This window comes from Deltaproteobacteria bacterium, assembly GCA_005879535.1.
Taxonomy (GTDB): domain Bacteria; phylum Myxococcota; class Myxococcia; order Myxococcales; family 40CM-4-68-19; genus 40CM-4-68-19.
Map to the genome: position 1 here is coordinate 24,112 of VBKI01000069.1, position 17,603 is coordinate 41,714.

At 66.1% G+C, this 17,603-nt stretch carries 18 protein-coding genes; 4 read left to right on the forward strand and 14 right to left on the reverse strand.

The genetic code is table 11. The features are described from left to right. Positions 1-153: 153 nt before the first annotated feature. On the forward strand, positions 154-444 hold the full coding sequence (locus E6J58_15185) for a hypothetical protein (GenBank protein TMB35895.1): 291 nt from the start codon (positions 154-156) through the stop codon (positions 442-444). A 117-nt stretch (positions 445-561) separates the two neighbouring features. Here E6J58_15185 and E6J58_15190 read toward each other — a convergent pair whose 3' ends face one another. Then, positions 562-1,851, reverse strand: coding sequence for an aminotransferase class I/II-fold pyridoxal phosphate-dependent enzyme (locus E6J58_15190; protein ID TMB35930.1), 1,290 nt, complete (start codon positions 1,849-1,851; stop codon positions 562-564). Here E6J58_15190 and E6J58_15195 point away from each other — a divergent pair. Continuing rightward, a complete protein-coding gene (locus E6J58_15195) occupies positions 1,773-2,291 on the forward strand; it encodes an NUDIX domain-containing protein (GenBank protein ID TMB35896.1) in 519 nt (172 codons plus the stop codon). The two genes, E6J58_15190 and E6J58_15195, sit on opposite strands and share 79 nt — an antisense overlap. On the opposite strand, the gene E6J58_15200 is transcribed toward E6J58_15195, so the two are convergent. Then, complete coding sequence (locus tag E6J58_15200; protein ID TMB35897.1) at positions 2,288-2,746, reverse strand: Rrf2 family transcriptional regulator; 459 nt, start codon at positions 2,744-2,746, stop codon at positions 2,288-2,290. The genes E6J58_15195 and E6J58_15200 overlap by 4 nt on opposite strands. 40 nt (positions 2,747-2,786) lie before the next feature. On the opposite strand from E6J58_15200, the gene E6J58_15205 reads away from it, so the two are divergent. Beyond that, complete coding sequence (locus E6J58_15205; GenBank protein TMB35898.1) at positions 2,787-3,644, forward strand: PHP domain-containing protein; 858 nt, start codon at positions 2,787-2,789, stop codon at positions 3,642-3,644. On the opposite strand, the gene E6J58_15210 is transcribed toward E6J58_15205, so the two are convergent. From E6J58_15210 to E6J58_15265, 12 genes are all read right to left on the reverse strand, one after another. Continuing rightward, complete coding sequence (locus E6J58_15210; protein ID TMB35899.1) at positions 3,598-3,825, reverse strand: hypothetical protein; 228 nt, start codon at positions 3,823-3,825, stop codon at positions 3,598-3,600. The genes E6J58_15205 and E6J58_15210 overlap by 47 nt on opposite strands. 286 nt (positions 3,826-4,111) lie before the next feature. Further along, the gene (locus E6J58_15215; protein ID TMB35900.1) at positions 4,112-5,647 is read right to left on the reverse strand and encodes an NADH-quinone oxidoreductase subunit N; all 1,536 of its coding nucleotides are present in this window, start codon (positions 5,645-5,647) and stop codon (positions 4,112-4,114) included. A 3-nt stretch (positions 5,648-5,650) separates the two neighbouring features. Then, entirely contained in the window at positions 5,651-7,249 is a 1,599-nt protein-coding gene (locus E6J58_15220; protein TMB35901.1) for an NADH-quinone oxidoreductase subunit M, read from the reverse strand. Positions 7,250-7,255: 6 nt separating this feature from the next. Further along, on the reverse strand, positions 7,256-9,655 hold the full coding sequence (nuoL, locus tag E6J58_15225) for an NADH-quinone oxidoreductase subunit L (protein ID TMB35902.1): 2,400 nt from the start codon (positions 9,653-9,655) through the stop codon (positions 7,256-7,258). Positions 9,656-9,666: 11 nt separating this feature from the next. Next, positions 9,667-9,984, reverse strand: a complete 318-nt coding sequence (nuoK, locus tag E6J58_15230; protein TMB35903.1) for an NADH-quinone oxidoreductase subunit NuoK — start codon at positions 9,982-9,984, stop codon at positions 9,667-9,669. After that, positions 9,981-10,793, reverse strand: a complete 813-nt coding sequence (locus tag E6J58_15235) for an NADH-quinone oxidoreductase subunit J (GenBank protein ID TMB35904.1) — start codon at positions 10,791-10,793, stop codon at positions 9,981-9,983. The genes nuoK and E6J58_15235 overlap by 4 nt, the downstream gene beginning before the upstream one ends. 67 nt (positions 10,794-10,860) lie before the next feature. After that, positions 10,861-12,063: a 4Fe-4S dicluster domain-containing protein gene (locus E6J58_15240; protein ID TMB35905.1), complete on the reverse strand. Its 1,203-nt coding sequence runs from the start codon at positions 12,061-12,063 to the stop codon at positions 10,861-10,863. Positions 12,064-12,069: 6 nt separating this feature from the next. Further along, positions 12,070-13,299, reverse strand: a complete 1,230-nt coding sequence (gene nuoH, locus E6J58_15245) for an NADH-quinone oxidoreductase subunit NuoH (GenBank protein TMB35906.1) — start codon at positions 13,297-13,299, stop codon at positions 12,070-12,072. Continuing rightward, complete coding sequence (locus tag E6J58_15250; protein TMB35931.1) at positions 13,300-14,445, reverse strand: NADH-quinone oxidoreductase subunit D; 1,146 nt, start codon at positions 14,443-14,445, stop codon at positions 13,300-13,302. A gap of 29 nt (positions 14,446-14,474) precedes the next feature. Beyond that, complete coding sequence (locus E6J58_15255) at positions 14,475-15,044, reverse strand: NADH-quinone oxidoreductase subunit C (GenBank protein TMB35907.1); 570 nt, start codon at positions 15,042-15,044, stop codon at positions 14,475-14,477. After that, positions 15,045-15,590 (reverse strand): NADH-quinone oxidoreductase subunit B, encoded by a 546-nt coding sequence (locus tag E6J58_15260; GenBank protein ID TMB35908.1) that lies wholly within the window; start codon positions 15,588-15,590, stop codon positions 15,045-15,047. A gap of 2 nt (positions 15,591-15,592) precedes the next feature. After that, positions 15,593-16,048 (reverse strand): NADH-quinone oxidoreductase subunit A, encoded by a 456-nt coding sequence (locus E6J58_15265; GenBank protein TMB35909.1) that lies wholly within the window; start codon positions 16,046-16,048, stop codon positions 15,593-15,595. A 292-nt stretch (positions 16,049-16,340) separates the two neighbouring features. Between E6J58_15265 and E6J58_15270 the strand changes: the two genes are divergently transcribed. Next, positions 16,341-16,874, forward strand: a complete 534-nt coding sequence (locus tag E6J58_15270; GenBank protein TMB35910.1) for a hypothetical protein — start codon at positions 16,341-16,343, stop codon at positions 16,872-16,874. The last annotated feature ends 729 nt before the right edge of the window (positions 16,875-17,603 follow it).

Here is a 17,603-nt window from a genome sequence, read left to right on the forward strand (position 1 = left end):
GAGGGAATGAGCGCGTGCGGTCGTCCTTCGGCATGACGAGCAGCATACCGCACCTTTGCGCCCGCACGGGCGGCCGGCTCCCGGGCGCTCCGCGCTTGCGAGGGTCGGATGCGGCACCCAGCTTCCCTTCGGACATCCAGAGGAGACAACCCGATGACGCTTCGGAAATGGATCACTTTCGCTTCCGCGGCCGCGATGCTCGCCAGCGTGGGCGCCTGCAAGGATACCGGCGGAGGCGGCACGAAGACGACGAGCCCTGAGGGCCGCCGCGGCGAAACCTTGCCGAGGGCGCGCGGCGCGGATGCAGGCAGCGACATGACCACGGGCACCGGCACTCCGGCGACCAGCCCGGGCGCCCCGACCAGCCCGACCACTCCGACCAGCCCGAGCTCGACGCCCCCCTCGAGCGACACGAGCGGCAGCAGCTCGGACACGAAACGGTAACGGCTGCATTTCGCAGGCGTCCCCGGGCGCCGTCCCGGTGTGCGGTGGAGCCTCCTCGTAACCGCCGCCGGGACGGCGTCGCAAGCGCCGGACCCGGCCGCGGTCCCCCTGCAGCGCTCAGCCCACTGCTTTTCTGAGGGCAGTCTCCACGCGGGGTAGCGCGGCGTCGATGTCGCGCATCGAGACCGCTCCCACGCTGAGGCGGAACCAGCCGTTCTCGCCGCTCAGGCCGAACGCCTGGAACGGCACCACCGCGAACCCGGCTTCCTCGAGCAGGTACTTGCGGACCTGATCGTTGGTGCGGAACCCGCGCTTCCCGATCAGATCGAACTGGACCGAGAGGTAGATCGCCCCCTGCGGAGGGATGTCGCGCACCGGCAACCCCGATGCGGTCATGCGTGAAAACCCCTCGTGGAGCCGGTCGAGGCGCTGCTGGAGCCTGCCCTTGTGCTCGCGAAGGTAGGCGTCCATCGCGGCGTGGTCGCGCAACAGCTCCGCCGTGGCCACCTGCTCGGCGCGCGGCGCCCAGGCCCCGACGTGGCCGAGGATGTCGCGGATGGCGCCGATCACAGCCCGGGGCCCGATGCACCACCCCACTCGCACTCCGGTGGCGGCGAACGCCTTGGAGATGCCGTCGACGAACACCGTGTATCGGGCCACCTCCGGGAGCGCGCGCACGGGAATCTCGTGGCGGGCGCTGCCGAAGGTCAGCATCCAATAGACCTGATCGTAGAGAAGATAGAGCGGCTTTTCGCCCGCGCGATCGCGCCGGCGGTTCTCGTCCACCACCACCTCGCTGATGCGGACCACCTCTTCCGGCGAGAGGACCGTGCCGGCGGGATTGAGCGGGGTGTTCAACGCGATCAGGCGCGCCGTCTTCAGCACCGGCTTCAGCGACGCGGCCGTGGGAAGAAAGCCGTGCTCGGGCGCCGTCTCCAGCGGCACGCCCCTCGCGCCCACCAGGTGGCAGTAATGGTTGTTGTTCCAGCTCGGCACCGGGTACACGACGGTATCGCCCGGCTCCACCAACGCGCGGTAGGTGGCGTAGATCACCGGCCGCGAGCCTCCTGCGATCACGATGCTCTCCAGCGGCACCTCGATCTGCAGCCGCTCGCGCCAGAACTCGCGCACGGCCTCCCGCAGGCGCAGGACGCCATCGCTGGGAGGGTAGTTCGTCTCGCCCGCGGCCAGCGCGCGCAGGGTTCCGTCGCGGAGGCAGTCGGGAATGGGGAACTCCCGCGAGGAGAAATCTCCGACGGTGAAGTTGGCGATCTTCTGCCCGGCGGTGATCGCGGTGCGGATCTCCGAGGCGATGCGGAGGATCTCCGATCCGATCAGCCCCTTGGCCATGCCGGAGAGGCCGCGGCGAGGGTCCGGGCCCTCGAGGTCGAGCTGCAGCTTCTCCATGGCGCCGCCCATCTACCACAGATTTGTCGGTACAATCGCCGCGGGTGCGGCTCAAAGCGCTGGTGTGGATTCTGCGTTCCGGACCTTCCGGACCTTCCATCCTGCTCCTCGAGCGGCCGCCGCATCGGGGCGGCGGCGAGCATCCCGTCACCGGAAAGGCCGATCCGGGCGAGACCGCGGCGGACTGCGCGGCCCGCGAATCGCTTGAAGAGACCGGCCTGCGCGGCGAGCTCGTCGATCTGGGATACGCGCACCGGTACCGCGGCAGGAAGGCGATGTTCGAGGAGCGTGCCTTTCTCCTCCGCGTCGCAGAGGATGCTGCGCCGGCACTCTCCGACGAGCACGTCGGGTACCGCTGGGCGTCAGCGAAGGACGCGCGCAGCGCCATGCACTGGAACGCGCACGCCAAGGCGCTCGATCTCGCGCTGAAGGCTTTTTAGCCCCTCGCGGGAATTCCGAGCGAGATGGGCACCGGGTCCGCCGGCTCGGAAGCGAGCTGCGCCAGCGACGTGCGCCGGTACACTTCCAGCATCCGATCCTGCCCCACCTTCCAGATCTGGTACATCGTGCAGCCTGCGCTCACGTCGCAGCGGTCCTTGTGGTCGAGGCAGACGTTGAGCTGCACCGGCCCCTCCACCGCCTCGATGACCTCGAGGAAGGAGATGTCCCGGGCAGGCCGCGCGAGCTGGTACCCGCCGTGAGCGCCGCGGCTCGATCGGACGAGGCCCTTCCCCGTCAGGACGTTGAGGATCTTGGCAAGGAACTCGCGGGGAATGTGCAGCGTCACGGAAAGATCCTGCAGCGACGCGATCTTCGCCGCCGGTAGCCCGGCGAGGTGGATCATCGCCCGCAAGCCGTAGTCGATCTTGCGGCTGATCTGCAGGACATGCTGCATGGTAGGGAGATAACCAGCGAGGCAAAGGAGCGTCAACAGAGTGATCGACCTTCACTCCCATACCCTGCACAGCGATGGCGATCGCTCGCCCGCCGAGCTCTTCGCGGAAGCGAAGGCGGCGGGAGTGACGGTCCTGGCCGTCACCGACCACGACACCGTTTACGGGCTGGGGGAATGTCGCGATGCGTCAGAAGCGGTCGGCGTGCGGCTCGTCCCCGGCATCGAGCTCTCATGCGAGCTGCACGGGCGCGAGGTCCACGTCCTCGGTCATCTGATCGACTTCGAATCGCAGGCTCTCGGTCGGCTCGCGACCGACATGCTGGCGGAGCGGCGCGAACGCATGGAGCGCATGGTCGGCCTTGCCCAGGGGATGGGCTTTTCCGGCGTCACCATGGACCGCGTGATCGCCGCGAGCGGCGGCGAGAACCTCGGGCGCCCGCATCTCGCCCGGGCGCTGGTCGACTGCGGACATGCGGAGAGCATCAAGGATGCGTTCGACCGCTTTCTGCACACCAACGGTTCTCTCTGGGTCGATCGCCGCCGCCTACCGGTCCCCGAGGCGATCCGCCTCGTCCACGACGCCGCGGGCACCGCGACCATCGCGCATCCCGGCGCGAACGGAATCTCGCGGCAGGAGCTGCGGGCGCTCGTCGGCGAAGGCCTCGACGGCGTGGAGGCGTGGCACCCCGAGCATCCGCCGAACCAGGCGGAGGCGTTCGTGCGGTGGGCGGAAGAGCTCGGCCTGGTGGTCACCGCCGGCAGCGACTATCACGGCCCCGGCGTTCAGCCGGATCGACATCTCGGGGATCGAACGCTGTCGCCAGAAAGGTTTGCCGCGCTGGAAGATCGGGCTAGGCGCTACGCACCAGAAGGTCGTCGTCCTCCTCGAGCACGATGACGTGCTCGATGGAGAGCGTTCGCGTGTCCTCGGAAATCGAGTAGCGCACGCACACGCGCCCGAGCTGCAGCGTGAGCAGCTGCGGCGCTCCCGCCGCCACCCACGTCGTGCCCGTATTCGCGGGCGTCAGATCTGCCAGTTCGGTGATCTCTTCGATCATCTGGCGCAATCGCTGCTGCATTTCACGCGATAGCTGGCTCAGCTTCTCTGAGGCGGCGGGCGATGCCCGTACCCGGAAGAAGGAGTCCGTCAGCCAGTCGCTCCAGACAGTCGCTCGCACAACGAGGGCTCGTTGTGCAAGAAGGCCGCCACCAGCCCGTTCTCCTCTCAGCGGACGGCAATTCCGATCCGTTCGCCGCCGGATAAGACCGAAAAAAGTGCAGCCCAGCGGTCTGGTTCACCGGAAAAGGTGCCGATTTTCACCTGCCGTCGCGATTCCGGCGGTAAATCTTTCCAAAAGTATATAATTACGACAAATTTCCGCTGCCAAAGGCACCGGCCGCCCACCGGACCAATGGCGCCCAGTAAATCCCGAGGACGAGGACGGGCACTGCCAGGGCGACGAGCAGGCCAGTGTACACCGCAGGCACCGCGAGCGGCCGCTCGTCCACGGCTTCTTCGAGGTACATCGCCTTGATGATGCGCGCGTAATAGAAGAGCGAGACCGCGCTGTTCACCACGCCGATCACCGCCAGCAGCACGTTCCAGAACCCACCGCGCTGCACGAGGGCGGCGAAGATGAGGTACTTGCCGGCGAAGCCCGCGAACGGCGGAATGCCGGTGAGGCTGAAGAGGAAGACGGTCAGCGCGAGCGCCGCGATGGGGGCCTTGCTCCCCAGGCCGCGGAAATCGCCGATGTCCTCGCCGCCGGTCACGCGCGCCACCACGATGATCACCAGGAACGCGCCAACATTCATCAGCACGTAGACCATCAGGTAGACGAGGATGCTCTGCACGCCGGCCGTGCTCGCGGCGGCGAGGCCCATCAGCAGATAGCCGGCGTGGGCGATGGAGCTGTAGGCCAGCATCCGCTTCAGGTTGTTCTGCACGATGGCGGTGAGGTTCCCCAGCGTCATCGTGATGGCGGAGATGATCCCGATGATCGCGGGCCAGGGAAGATCGGTGATCGGCGCGTATCCTCCGCCCGGCATCTGGCGCTCGAAGGCGGCGAAGAAGAAGCGGATGGCCACCGCGAAGCCAGCGGCCTTCGGTCCCACGGAGAGGAACGCCGTGAAGGGCGTGGGTGCTCCCTCGTACACGTCCGGGCACCACATGTGGAACGGGACGCTCGCGATCTTGTACCCCACGCCGGCGAGGACGAAGACCACCGCCACGACCAGAGCGAGCTGCGCTGCCGGCTGTCCGCCGAACGTCTGCGCCATGAAGAGGCGGCTGGTGACGTCGGCGAGCTGCGAGCCGATTCCGCCCGCTCCGGTCACGCGCGTGGTCGCGAAGAGCCCGTAGAGGATGCTCATCCCGTAGAGCATGACGCCCGAGGCGACGCCGCCGTAGATGACGTACTTGAGTGCGGCCTCGTTGGCCTTGCGGTCGGCGCGCCGGAAGCTGGTGAGGACGTAGCTGACCAGTGAGACCGTTTCGACCGACAGGTAGATCATCAGCAGATCGGTAGAGCTCGCCATCAGGAACATGCCGAGCAACAGCGCGAAGAGCAGGGCAATGAACTCCCCCATCCGCGCCACCGAGATCTGCGCGCTCTTGGGAACGATGATCACCGTCAGCACTGCCGCTCCGAGAAAGAGCCAGGCGAAGAACATCCGCAGCGGATCGTGCTGGAGCAGGCCGCCGAAGAGCGGCACATCTCCTCGCGGAGTGACCGCCGTCGCGACCCCGGTGAGCGCCAGCCAGAACAGGGCACCCACGACCAGCGACGGAACCCGCCACTTGCTGCGCCGGACGATCAGGTCCTGCACGAGCATCGCCAGCACCGCGACGGTGAGGACGCTCTCGGGCCAGAAGAAACGCAGCGAGTGGAGGTTGTCCATGACCTATTGCAGCGGAACCAGCAGGGTGCGGAGCGACCCCTGGATCAGGTTGATGATCGCAGCGGGGTAGAAGCCGAAGAGGATGATCAGGGCGCCCAGCGGATAGAGGGTGAGCCGCTCGCGCCAGTTCACGTCGGGCAGCGAGGTGTAGGCCGGGTTGAGCTGGCCCAGCATCATTCGCTGGATCGCCCAGAGGTAGTACGCCGCGGTGATGATCACCGAGAGCGCCGAGATGATGGTCAGCGTCTGCCAGGTGGACAGCGATCCGAGGAAGACGGTGAACTCGCTGACGAAGCCGCATAGTCCCGGTAGCCCGAGCGAGGCAAAGAACGCCAGGCCGAGCAGGCCGGCGTACTCGGGCACCTGCTTGGCCAGACCGCCGAACCCTTCGATGTTGCGGTGGTGGGCGCGGTCGTAGATCACGCCGACGATGAGGAACAGCATCGGGCTGATCAGCCCGTGCGTCCACAGGTTGAGCACCGCTCCGTCGATTCCCTGCTGGGTGAAGGCGCTCATCCCCAACAGGCAGAAGCCCATGTGCGAGACGGAGGAGTAGGCGATCATCCGCTTCAGGTCCTTCTGCGCCAGGCAGACGAACGCGGCGTAGACGATGTTGATGGTGCCGAACACGGCCATCGCGTACGAGGCCCATTTCGTCGCCTGCGGCAGGATGGCGAAGTTGAAGCGGAGGATGCCGTAGATGCCCATCTTGAGGAGCACCCCGGCGAGGATCACCGAGATGGGCGTCGGCGCTTCCACGTGCGCGTCGGGGAGCCAGGTATGGAAGGGGAACATCGGGATCTTCACCGCGAACCCGATGAACAGCGCCACCCACGTGACCTTGATGAAGGACATCCCCAGCACGAGCGGCGCGGAGAGGTATCCGCCGGCCCGGCCCCACTGGGCCATCTTCACCATGTTGAACGTGTGGACGGTGCGGCCGTCGAGCAATTCGGTGGGCCCGTTGTAGTAGAGGCCGATGACGGCGAGGAGGATCAGCACCGAGCCGGCGAGGGTATAGAGGAAGAACTTGATCGCCGCGTACTCCTTGTTGGAGCCGCCCCAGATGCCGATCAGGAAGTACATCGGCAGCAGCATCACTTCCCAGAAGACGTAGAAGAGGAACATGTCCATGGCGACGAACACGCCGATCATCCCGGTCTGCAGGATGAGCAGCAGCGCCATGTAGCCGGGCACTCCGTGCTGCGTAAAGTGGTGCTCGTCGAGGTGCGCGTTGCCCGGCCACCACGGCATGGACGCGATGGTGGCGATGAAGCTGATCAGCGCCGAGAGGATCACCAGCGTGATGGAGATGCCGTCGACGCCGACGAAGTATTCGATGTTGTAGGCGGGGATCCAGCGCACGTGCTGGACGAACTGCAGCCCCGGATTCGAGGGGTCGTACAGCTTCCAGAGCAGGAGCGCGAGCAGAAGCGTCAGCCCGGAGGCGACGAAGGTGATCACGCGGCAGGCCTGGTCCGAGGCCCCCTTTGACAGCGCCCCGCTCGCGCGCAGCCCGAGCACCGGGAGGATCAGAGCCGCTCCGAGGAGCGGCATGAAGGTGATCGAGGTGAGCAGCGCGGAGGTAGTCGGAAGGTTCATGTCGGGTTACCGAATGACGTACTGGATGATGACGAACGCGATGGCGCCGCCGAGAGCGCCGTAGAGGTAGGCCTGGATGTGGCCGGTCTGGATGCGCCGCAGCGCGCGGCCGCTGTTCCAGGTGAGCGAGGCGAGGCCGTTCACGGCGCCGTCGACGATGTACTTGTCGATTCCCGCGTCGACGTAGGCGACGGAACGGCCGAGGAGGCCCATCAGATTGACGAGCCCGTCGATCAGGTTCTGGTCCACCCAGTACATGGCGCGGGAGAAGAGCAGGGCGCCGCGCACGATCGTCACCTGGTACAGCTCGTCGACGTAGTACTTGTTGTAGACGAGCCCCCAGGCGCGCGGGAACGTCGCCTTCAGGCGCGCCGGGATGCTGCTCTTGTTGTCGTTGTAGAGCAGGTACGCGAAGACGAAACCGCCGCCTGCCACCACGACCCCGCCGATGAGCTGGAAGAGCAGCTCGGTCGAATGCGACGCGTGCGCAAATGGCACCAGCTCGGCCGCGGGCAGGCTGGGCGAGAGCCACTGCTCGAGCAGCGGCTCATGGCCGCCCCAGGCCGATGGCCAGCCGAAGATGAAGCCCGCCAGCACCGCCCCCGCCGCCAGGGCGATGAGCACGTACGTCATCGTCTTCGGCGATTCCTGAGGGAGACCTCCGCCGTGGTGGCCGTGATCGTCGTGCACCGCCGCGGCGCCGTGGCTCGCATCGTGCTGGTGCGGCGCGTCGGTCGCCTGCACCTGCGCGACCGCGGCGCCGTGGCTCGGCGCGGCGTCGGCAGCGCCGGCGTGGAGATGCGCGGACATCGCGTGCGGGTCCTCGAGCCGCTCCTTGTCCTCGTGTCCTTCGCCGCCCCGGTACGAACCGGTGAAGGTCATGAAGTACGAGCGGAACATGTAGAAGCTGGTCCCCAGCGCGGCGACCGTTCCCACCAGCCAGATCGCCGGCCCGAGCCATTCGGCCATCAGGCCGCGGGCGGTGAAGGCTTTCCAGAGGATCTCGTCCTTCGAGTAGAAGCCGCTCGCCACCGGGAAACCGGCGATGGCAAGGCAGGCGGCGAGGTAGGTCCAGCGCGTAATCGGCGTGTACTCGCGCAGCCCGCCCATCTTGCGCATGTCCTGCTCGTGGTGGCAGGCGAGGATGACCGAACCGGATGCGAGGAAGAGGCAGGCCTTGAAGAACGCGTGCGTCATCAGGTGGAAGACGCCGGCCCAGTACGCTCCGACTCCCACGCCGATGAACATGAACCCGAGCTGCGAGACGGTGCTGTAGGCGAGCACCTTCTTGATGTCGTACTGGAAGAAGCCGATCGACGCGGCGAAGAGCGCCGTCAGGCAGCCGACCGTCGCCACCACCGTCATCGCCGGCGGGCTGAGGGCGAAGAGGAAGTTGAGCCGCGCCACCATGTAGACGCCCGCCGTCACCATCGTCGCCGCGTGGATGAGGGCGGAGACCGGAGTCGGCCCGGCCATCGCGTCGGGGAGCCAGACGTACAGGGGGATCTGGGCGCTCTTTCCCGCCGCCCCGACGAAGAACAGGATGCAGACCACGGCCAGGACCGGGAAGCCCCAGAAGGTCATCTTCTTGAGGCGCTCGGCCATCCCGCTGGACTCGTCGGCGATCTGGTTGCGCAGCTCGCGGAACTCGACCGTCGGCCCGAGCTTCACGCCGCTCGGCGCCGTCCTGGGCAGGACGGGAGCGACTCCGCGCACGGCTCCGCTCAGGCCCTTCTCGGGCACGTACTTGTTGGTCCCATGGGCCCATGTGCCCGAGAGCGACCAGAAGAGGATGAAGAGACCGATGATGAAGCCGAAATCGCCGAACCGGTTCACCACGAAGGCCTTCATGCCTGCCTTCGCCTTCTCGATGTCCTCGTACCAGAAGGCGATCAGGCCCCAACTACAAAGGCCTACGCCTTCCCAGCCGAAGAACATCACCAGAAAATTAGAACCCATCACCAGGAGCAGCATCGAGAAGACGAACAAGTTCAGCCACATGAAGAACCGCCAGTAGGCCGGTTCGTCCGCCATGTAGCCGACGGAGTAGACGTGGATGAGCGTCGCCACGTGGGTGACGATCATCGTCATCAACATGCCGAGAGGATCGAGGCCGAAGCTGAGGTCGGCCTTCAGCGCCCCCGACTGCCACATCGTCCAGAGGTGGTCCTCGAAGAAGCGCTCGTGTGGGTGAGCGAAGACCATCTTCCAGAACGCCACTTCCGCGACCACGCAGGAGAGCACCATGGCCCCGACCGCGATGGCGTGGACGGCGCCCTTGCCAAACTTTTTCTGCAGCCGCGCCCCGAGGAAGGCGTTGAGCGCGGTCCCGAGCAGCGGAAAGGCCGGGATCAGCCAGAGCCAGCCGACCTGAACCGCGTTCGCGATCGCTTCCTTGTGTTCCATGGTCGCTTGGGCTACTCGCGGAGCAGATCGGTTTCCTGCACGTCGATGGTGCGGAAGGTCTGGTAGATGGCCAAAACGATGGCGAGGCCGATGGCCGCTTCCGCCGCCGCCAGCACGATCACGAAGATGGAGAACACCTGCCCTGTGATCTTGCCGGGCCCTTCCACGTAGTGGTTGAAGGCGATGAAGTTCACGTTGGCGGCGTTGAGGATCAGCTCGACGCCCATCAGGATGCCGACGGCGTTGCGGCGCGTGACCACGGTCACCATCCCCAGGGCGAAGAGGACGGCGCCGACGATGAGAAAGTGAGGTAGACCGATGCTCGTCATTCGAGGACCGCGTCGGATTGTTCCTTGATTTCCTTGCGCGCGATGATCACCGCGCCGACCAGCGCCGCGAGCAGCACCACCGAGGCGACCTCGAACGGCAAAAGGAAGTCGGTGAGGAAGGCCGTGCCCAGCGCCGCGCTCACCGGCTCGTAGGACCGCGAGGGCGCCTCCTTCCAGGGGGTCATCACCGCCATGTACGCGAGGGTGCCGACGGTCGCGGCCGCCAGCGCAGCGCCGATCGGCAGCCCGAGGTGCGCGTTGGTCAGACTCGGGTCGCCGCCGATCTGCTTGGTGAGCATGATGGCGAAGAGGATCAGCACCAGGATCCCGCCGACGTAGATCAGGACCTGCGCCACCGCGGGAAAGTCGGCCCCGAGGAAGACGTAGAGGCCGGCGACGCCGAGGAAGGCGAAGAGCAGCGCCCAGGCGGAGTAGATGATGTTGCGCGAGAATGCGCATCCCGCCGCGCCGGCGATGGTCATCAAGGCGAAGGCGTAGAAGAGAAAATCCGTCAGGTGCACCAGCCCGATGAACTGCCCGGCGGCGTCGAAGAGCAGCGGCGCGACGATGGCGCCGACGAAGTACGCGACGAGGAACAGGACGCCGAACGCCGCGGCGGAGAACACCAGCAGCGAGAGCCCGGAAAGCGGAACGGTGCGGAAGAGGAACCCGTTCAGCCCCCAGATCACGCAGGTGACGGCGACGTACTCGAGCAGCAGGGTGGGTGCGAGGCCGAGGTGCGCGAATCGGTTCAGTACGGCTACGCCGACGATCCCTGCAAGCCCCGCCGCAAGCACGCCGAGACGCACGAGAACTGCGCGTAAATGCGAGGGAACTTCCGGCAAGATGATCCTCCGCCCGAGAGCGCGGTGCACTCTACTTTGGCGGCGGCTTGGTGCCTAGCATGATTTCGTACAGCTTGGCGCGGGTATCCTCGCCGCCGGGAGCGCAGCGGCCCAGGTCGGTCTGGCCCTCGTAGACGATGCCCTTCGTGTAGCCGTCGCAGTCCGGATATTCGCAGTCGCCGCAGTCCGTGCCGGCCATCGCGTCGAGCACCACTTTGTAAAGCTCGTCCTTCGGCAAGGTCTGCGCCAGCGGCGGCCCTTTAGGCTTCTCGGGCTCCTTTGCACTGCCGGGCGCAGGCGCCGGCGCCTCGTGCTTTGGCTCGGCGGCGCCCGGAACGACCCCTGTCTTCAGCGAGACGAGAATGGTCTCCAGCATCGCTTTGGAGTCGGCCCCGCCCGGCGCGCACTTCTCGGTGCTGGTGTCCTTGCCCTGCGCGATCGCGTTGGAATACCCGAAGCAGTCCGGATAGCCGCAATCGCCGCAGTCGGTGCCGGCCATCGCCTCTTCGAGCACTTTCTGCAGCTTCGGCTTGTCTTCCTTGACCTGCAGGGCGCGCGCGGCGAGCTGGCGGCCCATCGCGGCCACATCCAGCCCCGCAGCCTTGGGCTTGCCGTGATCGGCCTTCGCCGTCTCCTCCTTCGAGGGAAACGGGGGCGGCGGAGCATCCCAGGCCTTGATCAGCTTGCGGGTGATCTCCCCGAGCTGCTGGCGCGGAAAGGCCTCCGCGCCTTTCGGCGGCTTGTAGGGAACCGCCGGCACCAGCGGATCGGGCACGAAGCGCAGCGTGAGGTTGTTGAAGTGCATCACCGCGCCTTCGAACTCGCGCGTGTGCTGGATGGCGCCGGTCGGACAGGGCTCGACGCAGAGCCCGCAGTACATGCACTTGCCGATGTCGATGTCGAACCGCTCCATCCGGAGCTTGGGCGTAATCTTTCCGTCGCCCTTGAGGATGTCGATGTTGATGACCTGAATCGGGCACGCGCGCTCGCAGGCCTGGCACGCCGTGCAGATGTCCATGTCCACTTCCAGGAAACCGCGGTAGCGCGCCGGGATCGTATGGTGCACGGGCACCGACATCCGGTCCGGGTACTGCGAGGTGATCGGCTTCCGGAACATGTAGCTGAGCGTGACGCTCATGCCCTCCCAGAAGCTCTTCGCCGTGTCGCGGACGTTCTTCACGTACGCGCCGAGGGCGCCGGGAGTCTGTGGGGGAGGGAGCAGGGTCTCAGCCATCTCGGGTCACCAGTTGGAGGTGAAGTCGAACTTGTCGCCGGTGTCGCGAAGGTTGTGGGCCACGCGCTGGACGAACATGATCACGGCCACCGCCGCCGCTCCCGCGAGCAGGAAGTGCATGGCCATTCCGACGGCCGGCGCGGCCCGGACGATCAGCATCCACCCGGCCACGAAGAGCACCCCGACGAAGCTGGCCGGCACCAGGTACTTCCAGCACATGTTCATCATCTGATCGACGCGGATGCGCGGCAACGTCCAGCGCAGCCACATCACCACGAAGACGAAGAACAGCGTCTTGCCGGCAAACACCAGGACCGAGGCCACCTCGGCGAAGAAGGCCGTCCAGCCGGTGAGCGCGTCGAGCCGCTCGGCGGGGAAGAACGGCACCTGCCAGCCGCCCATGAACATGGTGACGGCCAGCGCCGACATCACCCAGAGGTTTCCCCACTCCACGAGGAAGAAGTAGGAGAACCGCATCCCCGAGTACTCGGTGTTGTAGCCGGAGACCAGCTCCGATTCGGCCTCCGGCAGGTCGAACGGCGTCCGGTTGCCCTCCGCCAGCGCGCTGATGAAGAAGATGAAAAAGCCGGCGGTCGCGGCCGGGTTGTCGAAGATGAACCACTGCCAGGGCCAAGGCCCCTGGGCGCGGATGATGCCCTGCGTGGACATGGTGCCCGCGAGCAGCACCGGGATCATCAGCGCCATCCCGGCGGGGATCTCGTAGGAGATGATCTGCGCGGCGCTGCGGATGGCGCCGAAGAGGCTCCACTTCGAGTTGGAGCTCCAGCCCGACATGATGATCCCCACCACGATCAGCGCGGTGACGGCGAGGATGTAGAAGATCCCGATGTTCATGTCGGCGATGACCAGCCGGTGGCTGAAGGGCAGCGCCACGAACACGCAGGCGAACCCGACCATCATGAAGTAGGGCGCCGCCCGGAAGAGCACGTTGTCCGCTTCGGCCGGGATCAGGTCTTCCTTGAAGAGCAACTTCACCGCGTCCGCGATCCACTGCAGGAACCCGGCCGGGCCGACGCGGTTCGGTCCTACGCGGCTCTGCATCCGAGCGGCGATGCGCCGCTCGGCCCAGGAGAAGATCCCGCCGGTGATGGCGGCGAAGTTGATCACGATGAACGAGAACAGCCCCATGAAGCCGACGTAGACGAACTGCGTCCAGGGCCAGGTCGCGGGGTCGTATCCCCACCCGCGGATCAGGTTGTCGATGAACCCCTGCATCTAGCGATCGATCTCCGGTGCGACGACGTCGAGGGAAGCGATCAGCGCCACCAGGTCGGCGATCATCAGGCCGCGGGAGAGCGCGTCGATGATGCCCATGGCGGTGAAGCTGCCGGTCCGGATCTTCACCCGGTGCGCGTTCTCGCCCGGGCCGGCGACCACGTAGTACTGCATGTCGCCGCGCGCGCTCTCGATGCGGCTGTACGCCTCGGTGCCCTCCGGGATTTTGATCTTGCGCGGCACCTTCCCCATGATCTGGCTGTCCTTGGGGAGCTGGGCCAGCGCCTGGCGGAGGATGCGGCAGCTCTGGCGCATCTCCTCCACGCGGCACCAGAAGCGGTCCCAGGCATCGCCCATCGTTCCGACTTCGCCCTTGCCCACCGGCACGTCGAACTGGAAGTCCGGATAGACCGAGTAGGGCAGGGCCTTGCGCACGTCGAAGCTCAGACCGCACGCGCGCAGGTTGGGACCCACCAGGCAGTAGTCGATGGCCATCTGAGCGGGGATGGGCGCGAGATGCGCCAGCCGCTTGATGAAGATCTCGTTGTAGGTGATCAGCCGGTTGAACTCGTCGAGGATCTTCTCGAAGTGGTCGAGGAAGGTCGAGACCTTGTCCTCGTACCCGCTGGGCAGGTCGAAGGCGACCCCCCCGATGCGCAGGTAGTTGTAGGTCAGCCGCGCGCCACAAAGCTCCTCGAGCAGATCGTTGATGAACTCGCGCTCGCGCAGCGCGTACGGGAAGGGCGTCACCGCGCCGATGTCCATCGCCATGGTGCCGACGGAGATCAGGTGGCTGGAGATGCGGTTCAGCTCGCAGGCGATCACCCGGCAATACTCGGCGCGCCTGGGGATCTGCATGCCGAGCAGGCGTTCCACCGCCATGGCCCAGCCCTGATTGGCGAACATGGCGGCGATGTAGTCGACGCGGTCGGTGTAGGGCATGTATCCGTTGTACGTGCAGCGCTCGCCGATCTTCTCCAGGCTGCGGTGCAGGTACCCGACCTCGGGGATGGCGCGCTTCATCACCTCGCCATCGGTCTGGACGAGGAAGTTGATCACGCCGTGGGTGCTCGGATGCTGCGGCCCCATGTTGAGCAGCATGTCCCCGCTGATCTCGATGCGGCGGAGAACCTCCTTGTTCTCCATGTCCATCGTGGGGACTTCGAGGGGCTTGCTCACTGCGGCAGCTCCTTCTTCGAGGCCGCGGCGGCTTCAGCGGCCTTCTTCTTCAGCTCGTCGAGGCGGACGTAGCCTTCCAGCGAGTTGTCGCGCGTGGTGGTGATGTTGTGCCACTGCGCCTGCTCCGCGTAGTCCTTCCGCAGCGGGTTTCCCACCCAGTCGTCCGGCATCATGATCCGGCGCAGGTCGGGATGTCCGGTGAACTGGACCCCCATCAGGTCGTACTGCTCGCGCTCGAGCCAGTCGGCGGACTTCCAGAGCGATTCGATGCTGGCGATCTCCGGCTTTGCCCGATCGAGCTGCACCTTGAGGACGAAGGCGTGCCTCCTCCGGTAGCTCCAGAGGTGGTAGACGACCTCGATCTGGTTCCTCTTCGGCCAGTCGATGGTGGAGAGGTTCATCAGGCAGTCGAAGGCCAGGGCCTCGTCCTCCTTCGCGTACCGGCAGATCTCCACGATGTCCGCCGCCTGCACCACGAGGAACGGGTCCTTGTTCGCGGGGGAAAGTGCGCCAATGCGCTCACCGAACTTGCCGGCGAGGCGCTGCTGAATCTCTTCGAACGTCATCTAGGCGGTCACCTTGTAGTCGACGCCCAGGGAGGGCTGACCCTGGCCGACCTTCTGGCGCGCGCTGAACCACCGCTCGCGGACGATCTTGTCCTGCACCCGCATCAGGCCTTCGGTCAGCGCCTCGGGACGGGGCGGGCAGCCGGGTACGTAGATGTCCACCGGCACGAGCTTGTCGACGCCCTTGCAGACCGAGTAGGCGTACTGGAAGAGGCCGCCGCAGGAGGCGCAGGAGCCCATGGAGATGACGTACTTCGGCTCGGCCATCTGCTCGTAGAGCAGGCGGCAGCGCTCGGCCATCTTGTAGGTCAGGGTTCCGGCGACGATCATCAGGTCGCTCTGGCGCGGCGTCGCCCGGGGGACGGATCCGAATCGGTCGATGTCCGCCCGCGGACCGCCGGTCTGCATCAGCTCGATCCCGCAGCAGGCGAGCCCGAAGAGCAGGTAGAAGATGCTGCTCTTGCGCGCCAGGTTGATGATCTCGTCGATGAACGAGGTCTTGCTGGTGATGATGGAACCGAAGTCCTGCTGGTAATCCCTGGCCATCTCTACGCCGCCTTCTTTTCGTCTTTGCCCTGGAGGGGCTTCTGCTTCTGGTCCCGGATCGACTGCAGCACGTCCTGCTTCAGCCCCTTCACCCACTCCAGATCGCCCATGGCCCACACGTAGGCGAGGCCCACGGCCAGGATGGCGACGAAGACGAAGATCTCGATGAAGGCGAGCAGCCCCTGGCCCTTCTCGATGAACGCCTTGTAGACCGACGCCACGGGGAACATGAACGCGATCTCCACCTCGAAGATCACGAACACCAGCGCGATCAGGTAGAAGCGCGGATTGAAATTGAACCAGGCGTGGCCGATGGGCTTTTCGCCGCACTCATAGATCATCGACTTCTCTCGCGTGGGCGCATGCGGGCGCAGGAAGCGCCCAGCGACCAGCGAGCCGAGGACGAACAGGACCGCCGTGGCGGAGAAAAGCAGAACGTTGGCGAAATGGAAGGGCATCCGCTCCTCGAAAAACCCGCGAATTTCGAGGGGCAGAGTCTACGGCCGAAGGGGTCCAAGTCAAGCGTGCTGGCCGCTCCAGTCGAGTGGGAACGGCTGGTGTCCGGCGGTGCGGCAATCAGCCGCGGAGTCGAGCCGCCGGGCAAGCGGTGGGGGTCGGGGTGTGCCCGACTGCGTTCCCTGGAGCGGTCTGGAGTCCGGCAGCGACGTTGACCTCCAAATGGGCATGGTCCCTGGACTTTGGTCGCCGCGCTCCCCTGTGGCAAGCTGTCGCGAGTCCGAGGGGAGAAGCATGGGCCGCCGCGTCGTTCCACGACTTGCGCTCGCCGCAGTGTGCCTGGCCGCGCTCGTCGCGTGCGTAGTGAACCTGAGCTTCGACATGGACCAGCCCGGGCTGGCGCTCCAGACCGGGGGTGCCGGGCCCGTCTCGCAGTGGACGCTGGTCGACCTCGGCAGCAATAGCGACGTCCGCGCGCACCAGAGCGATATCCAAAGCCTCGATATGGAATCCGTGGACGTCACCGTCACGTCGGTCAATACGGCCAACAACCTGGCCACGATGCTTTTCGGCACAGTCTCGCTCCGTAAGGTCCTCGACGATGCCTCGACTGAAGTGAAGATAGGCGATCTACAGGCCTTTCAGGCCGTGAAGAACGAGCACCGCCGCATCAGCGGCAACCCGGCGCTCGACGCCTTCCTCCTCGAGCGCCTGCACGATGGCGGCAAGTTCTACCTCCTGATCAGCGGGACGACGGACGGCCGGACGGACCTGGTGCTGGACGTCGTCCTGCACGCCTCGATGGGGTACAACACCGGTCTGTTCTGAGACGCGGGGAGCGGCCGGGCAGCCTGCCTAACCGCGTTGACACGCCCTAGTTTTTCAGCGTGGCCATCCTGCAGGCGCTGATCAGCTATCTGGGCAAGTCGGCGGGCAAGGCTCTGAACGCCATCTTCGGCTGGGCCGTCCTGGCATTGTTCGGCACCACCTCCGCGAAGGAACAAACGCTGCTTTCGGCGGTGGTCGCGGCTGCCGCGGCATGGCCCATCCTGCTGCTCGGCGTGATCGTTCCCAAGATCGCGCTGCTCATCGTCGCATTCGTTCCGATGGGCAAGTCGGTGCCGAGCTTCTGGCTGCGACTGATCTGGATCGCGCTCGCCGTCCTGGTGCCCATCGTCGTCGGCAGCGTGGTGGCGAAGCGCGGCTCGCAGGAGACGATGCCGGAGCCGGGCTGGAAGAAGTTCCTGCGCGGCTTTCCGGTCACGCTCGCGCTCGCCTGCGCCTTCCTGCTCATGCTGGTGGTCGCGCCGATCCTGCGCATTGCCACGGTGATCCGCCGCCGCGAGATCGTGCGCATTCCGGCAGTGATGGACAAAGGGATCACGGCGCTGACGATGGCGGCCTTGGCCGACACGCTGGAGCGTCACGGCATCGCGCTGCGCTCGGCGAAGGCGCCCTGGTACCAGACGGCACCGGCGAAGATCCTGCTCAAGATCGGCGGGCGCCCGTTCGCGGCGATGGCCAGCGAGCACGTCGAATACCGGCGCAATCCGCAGC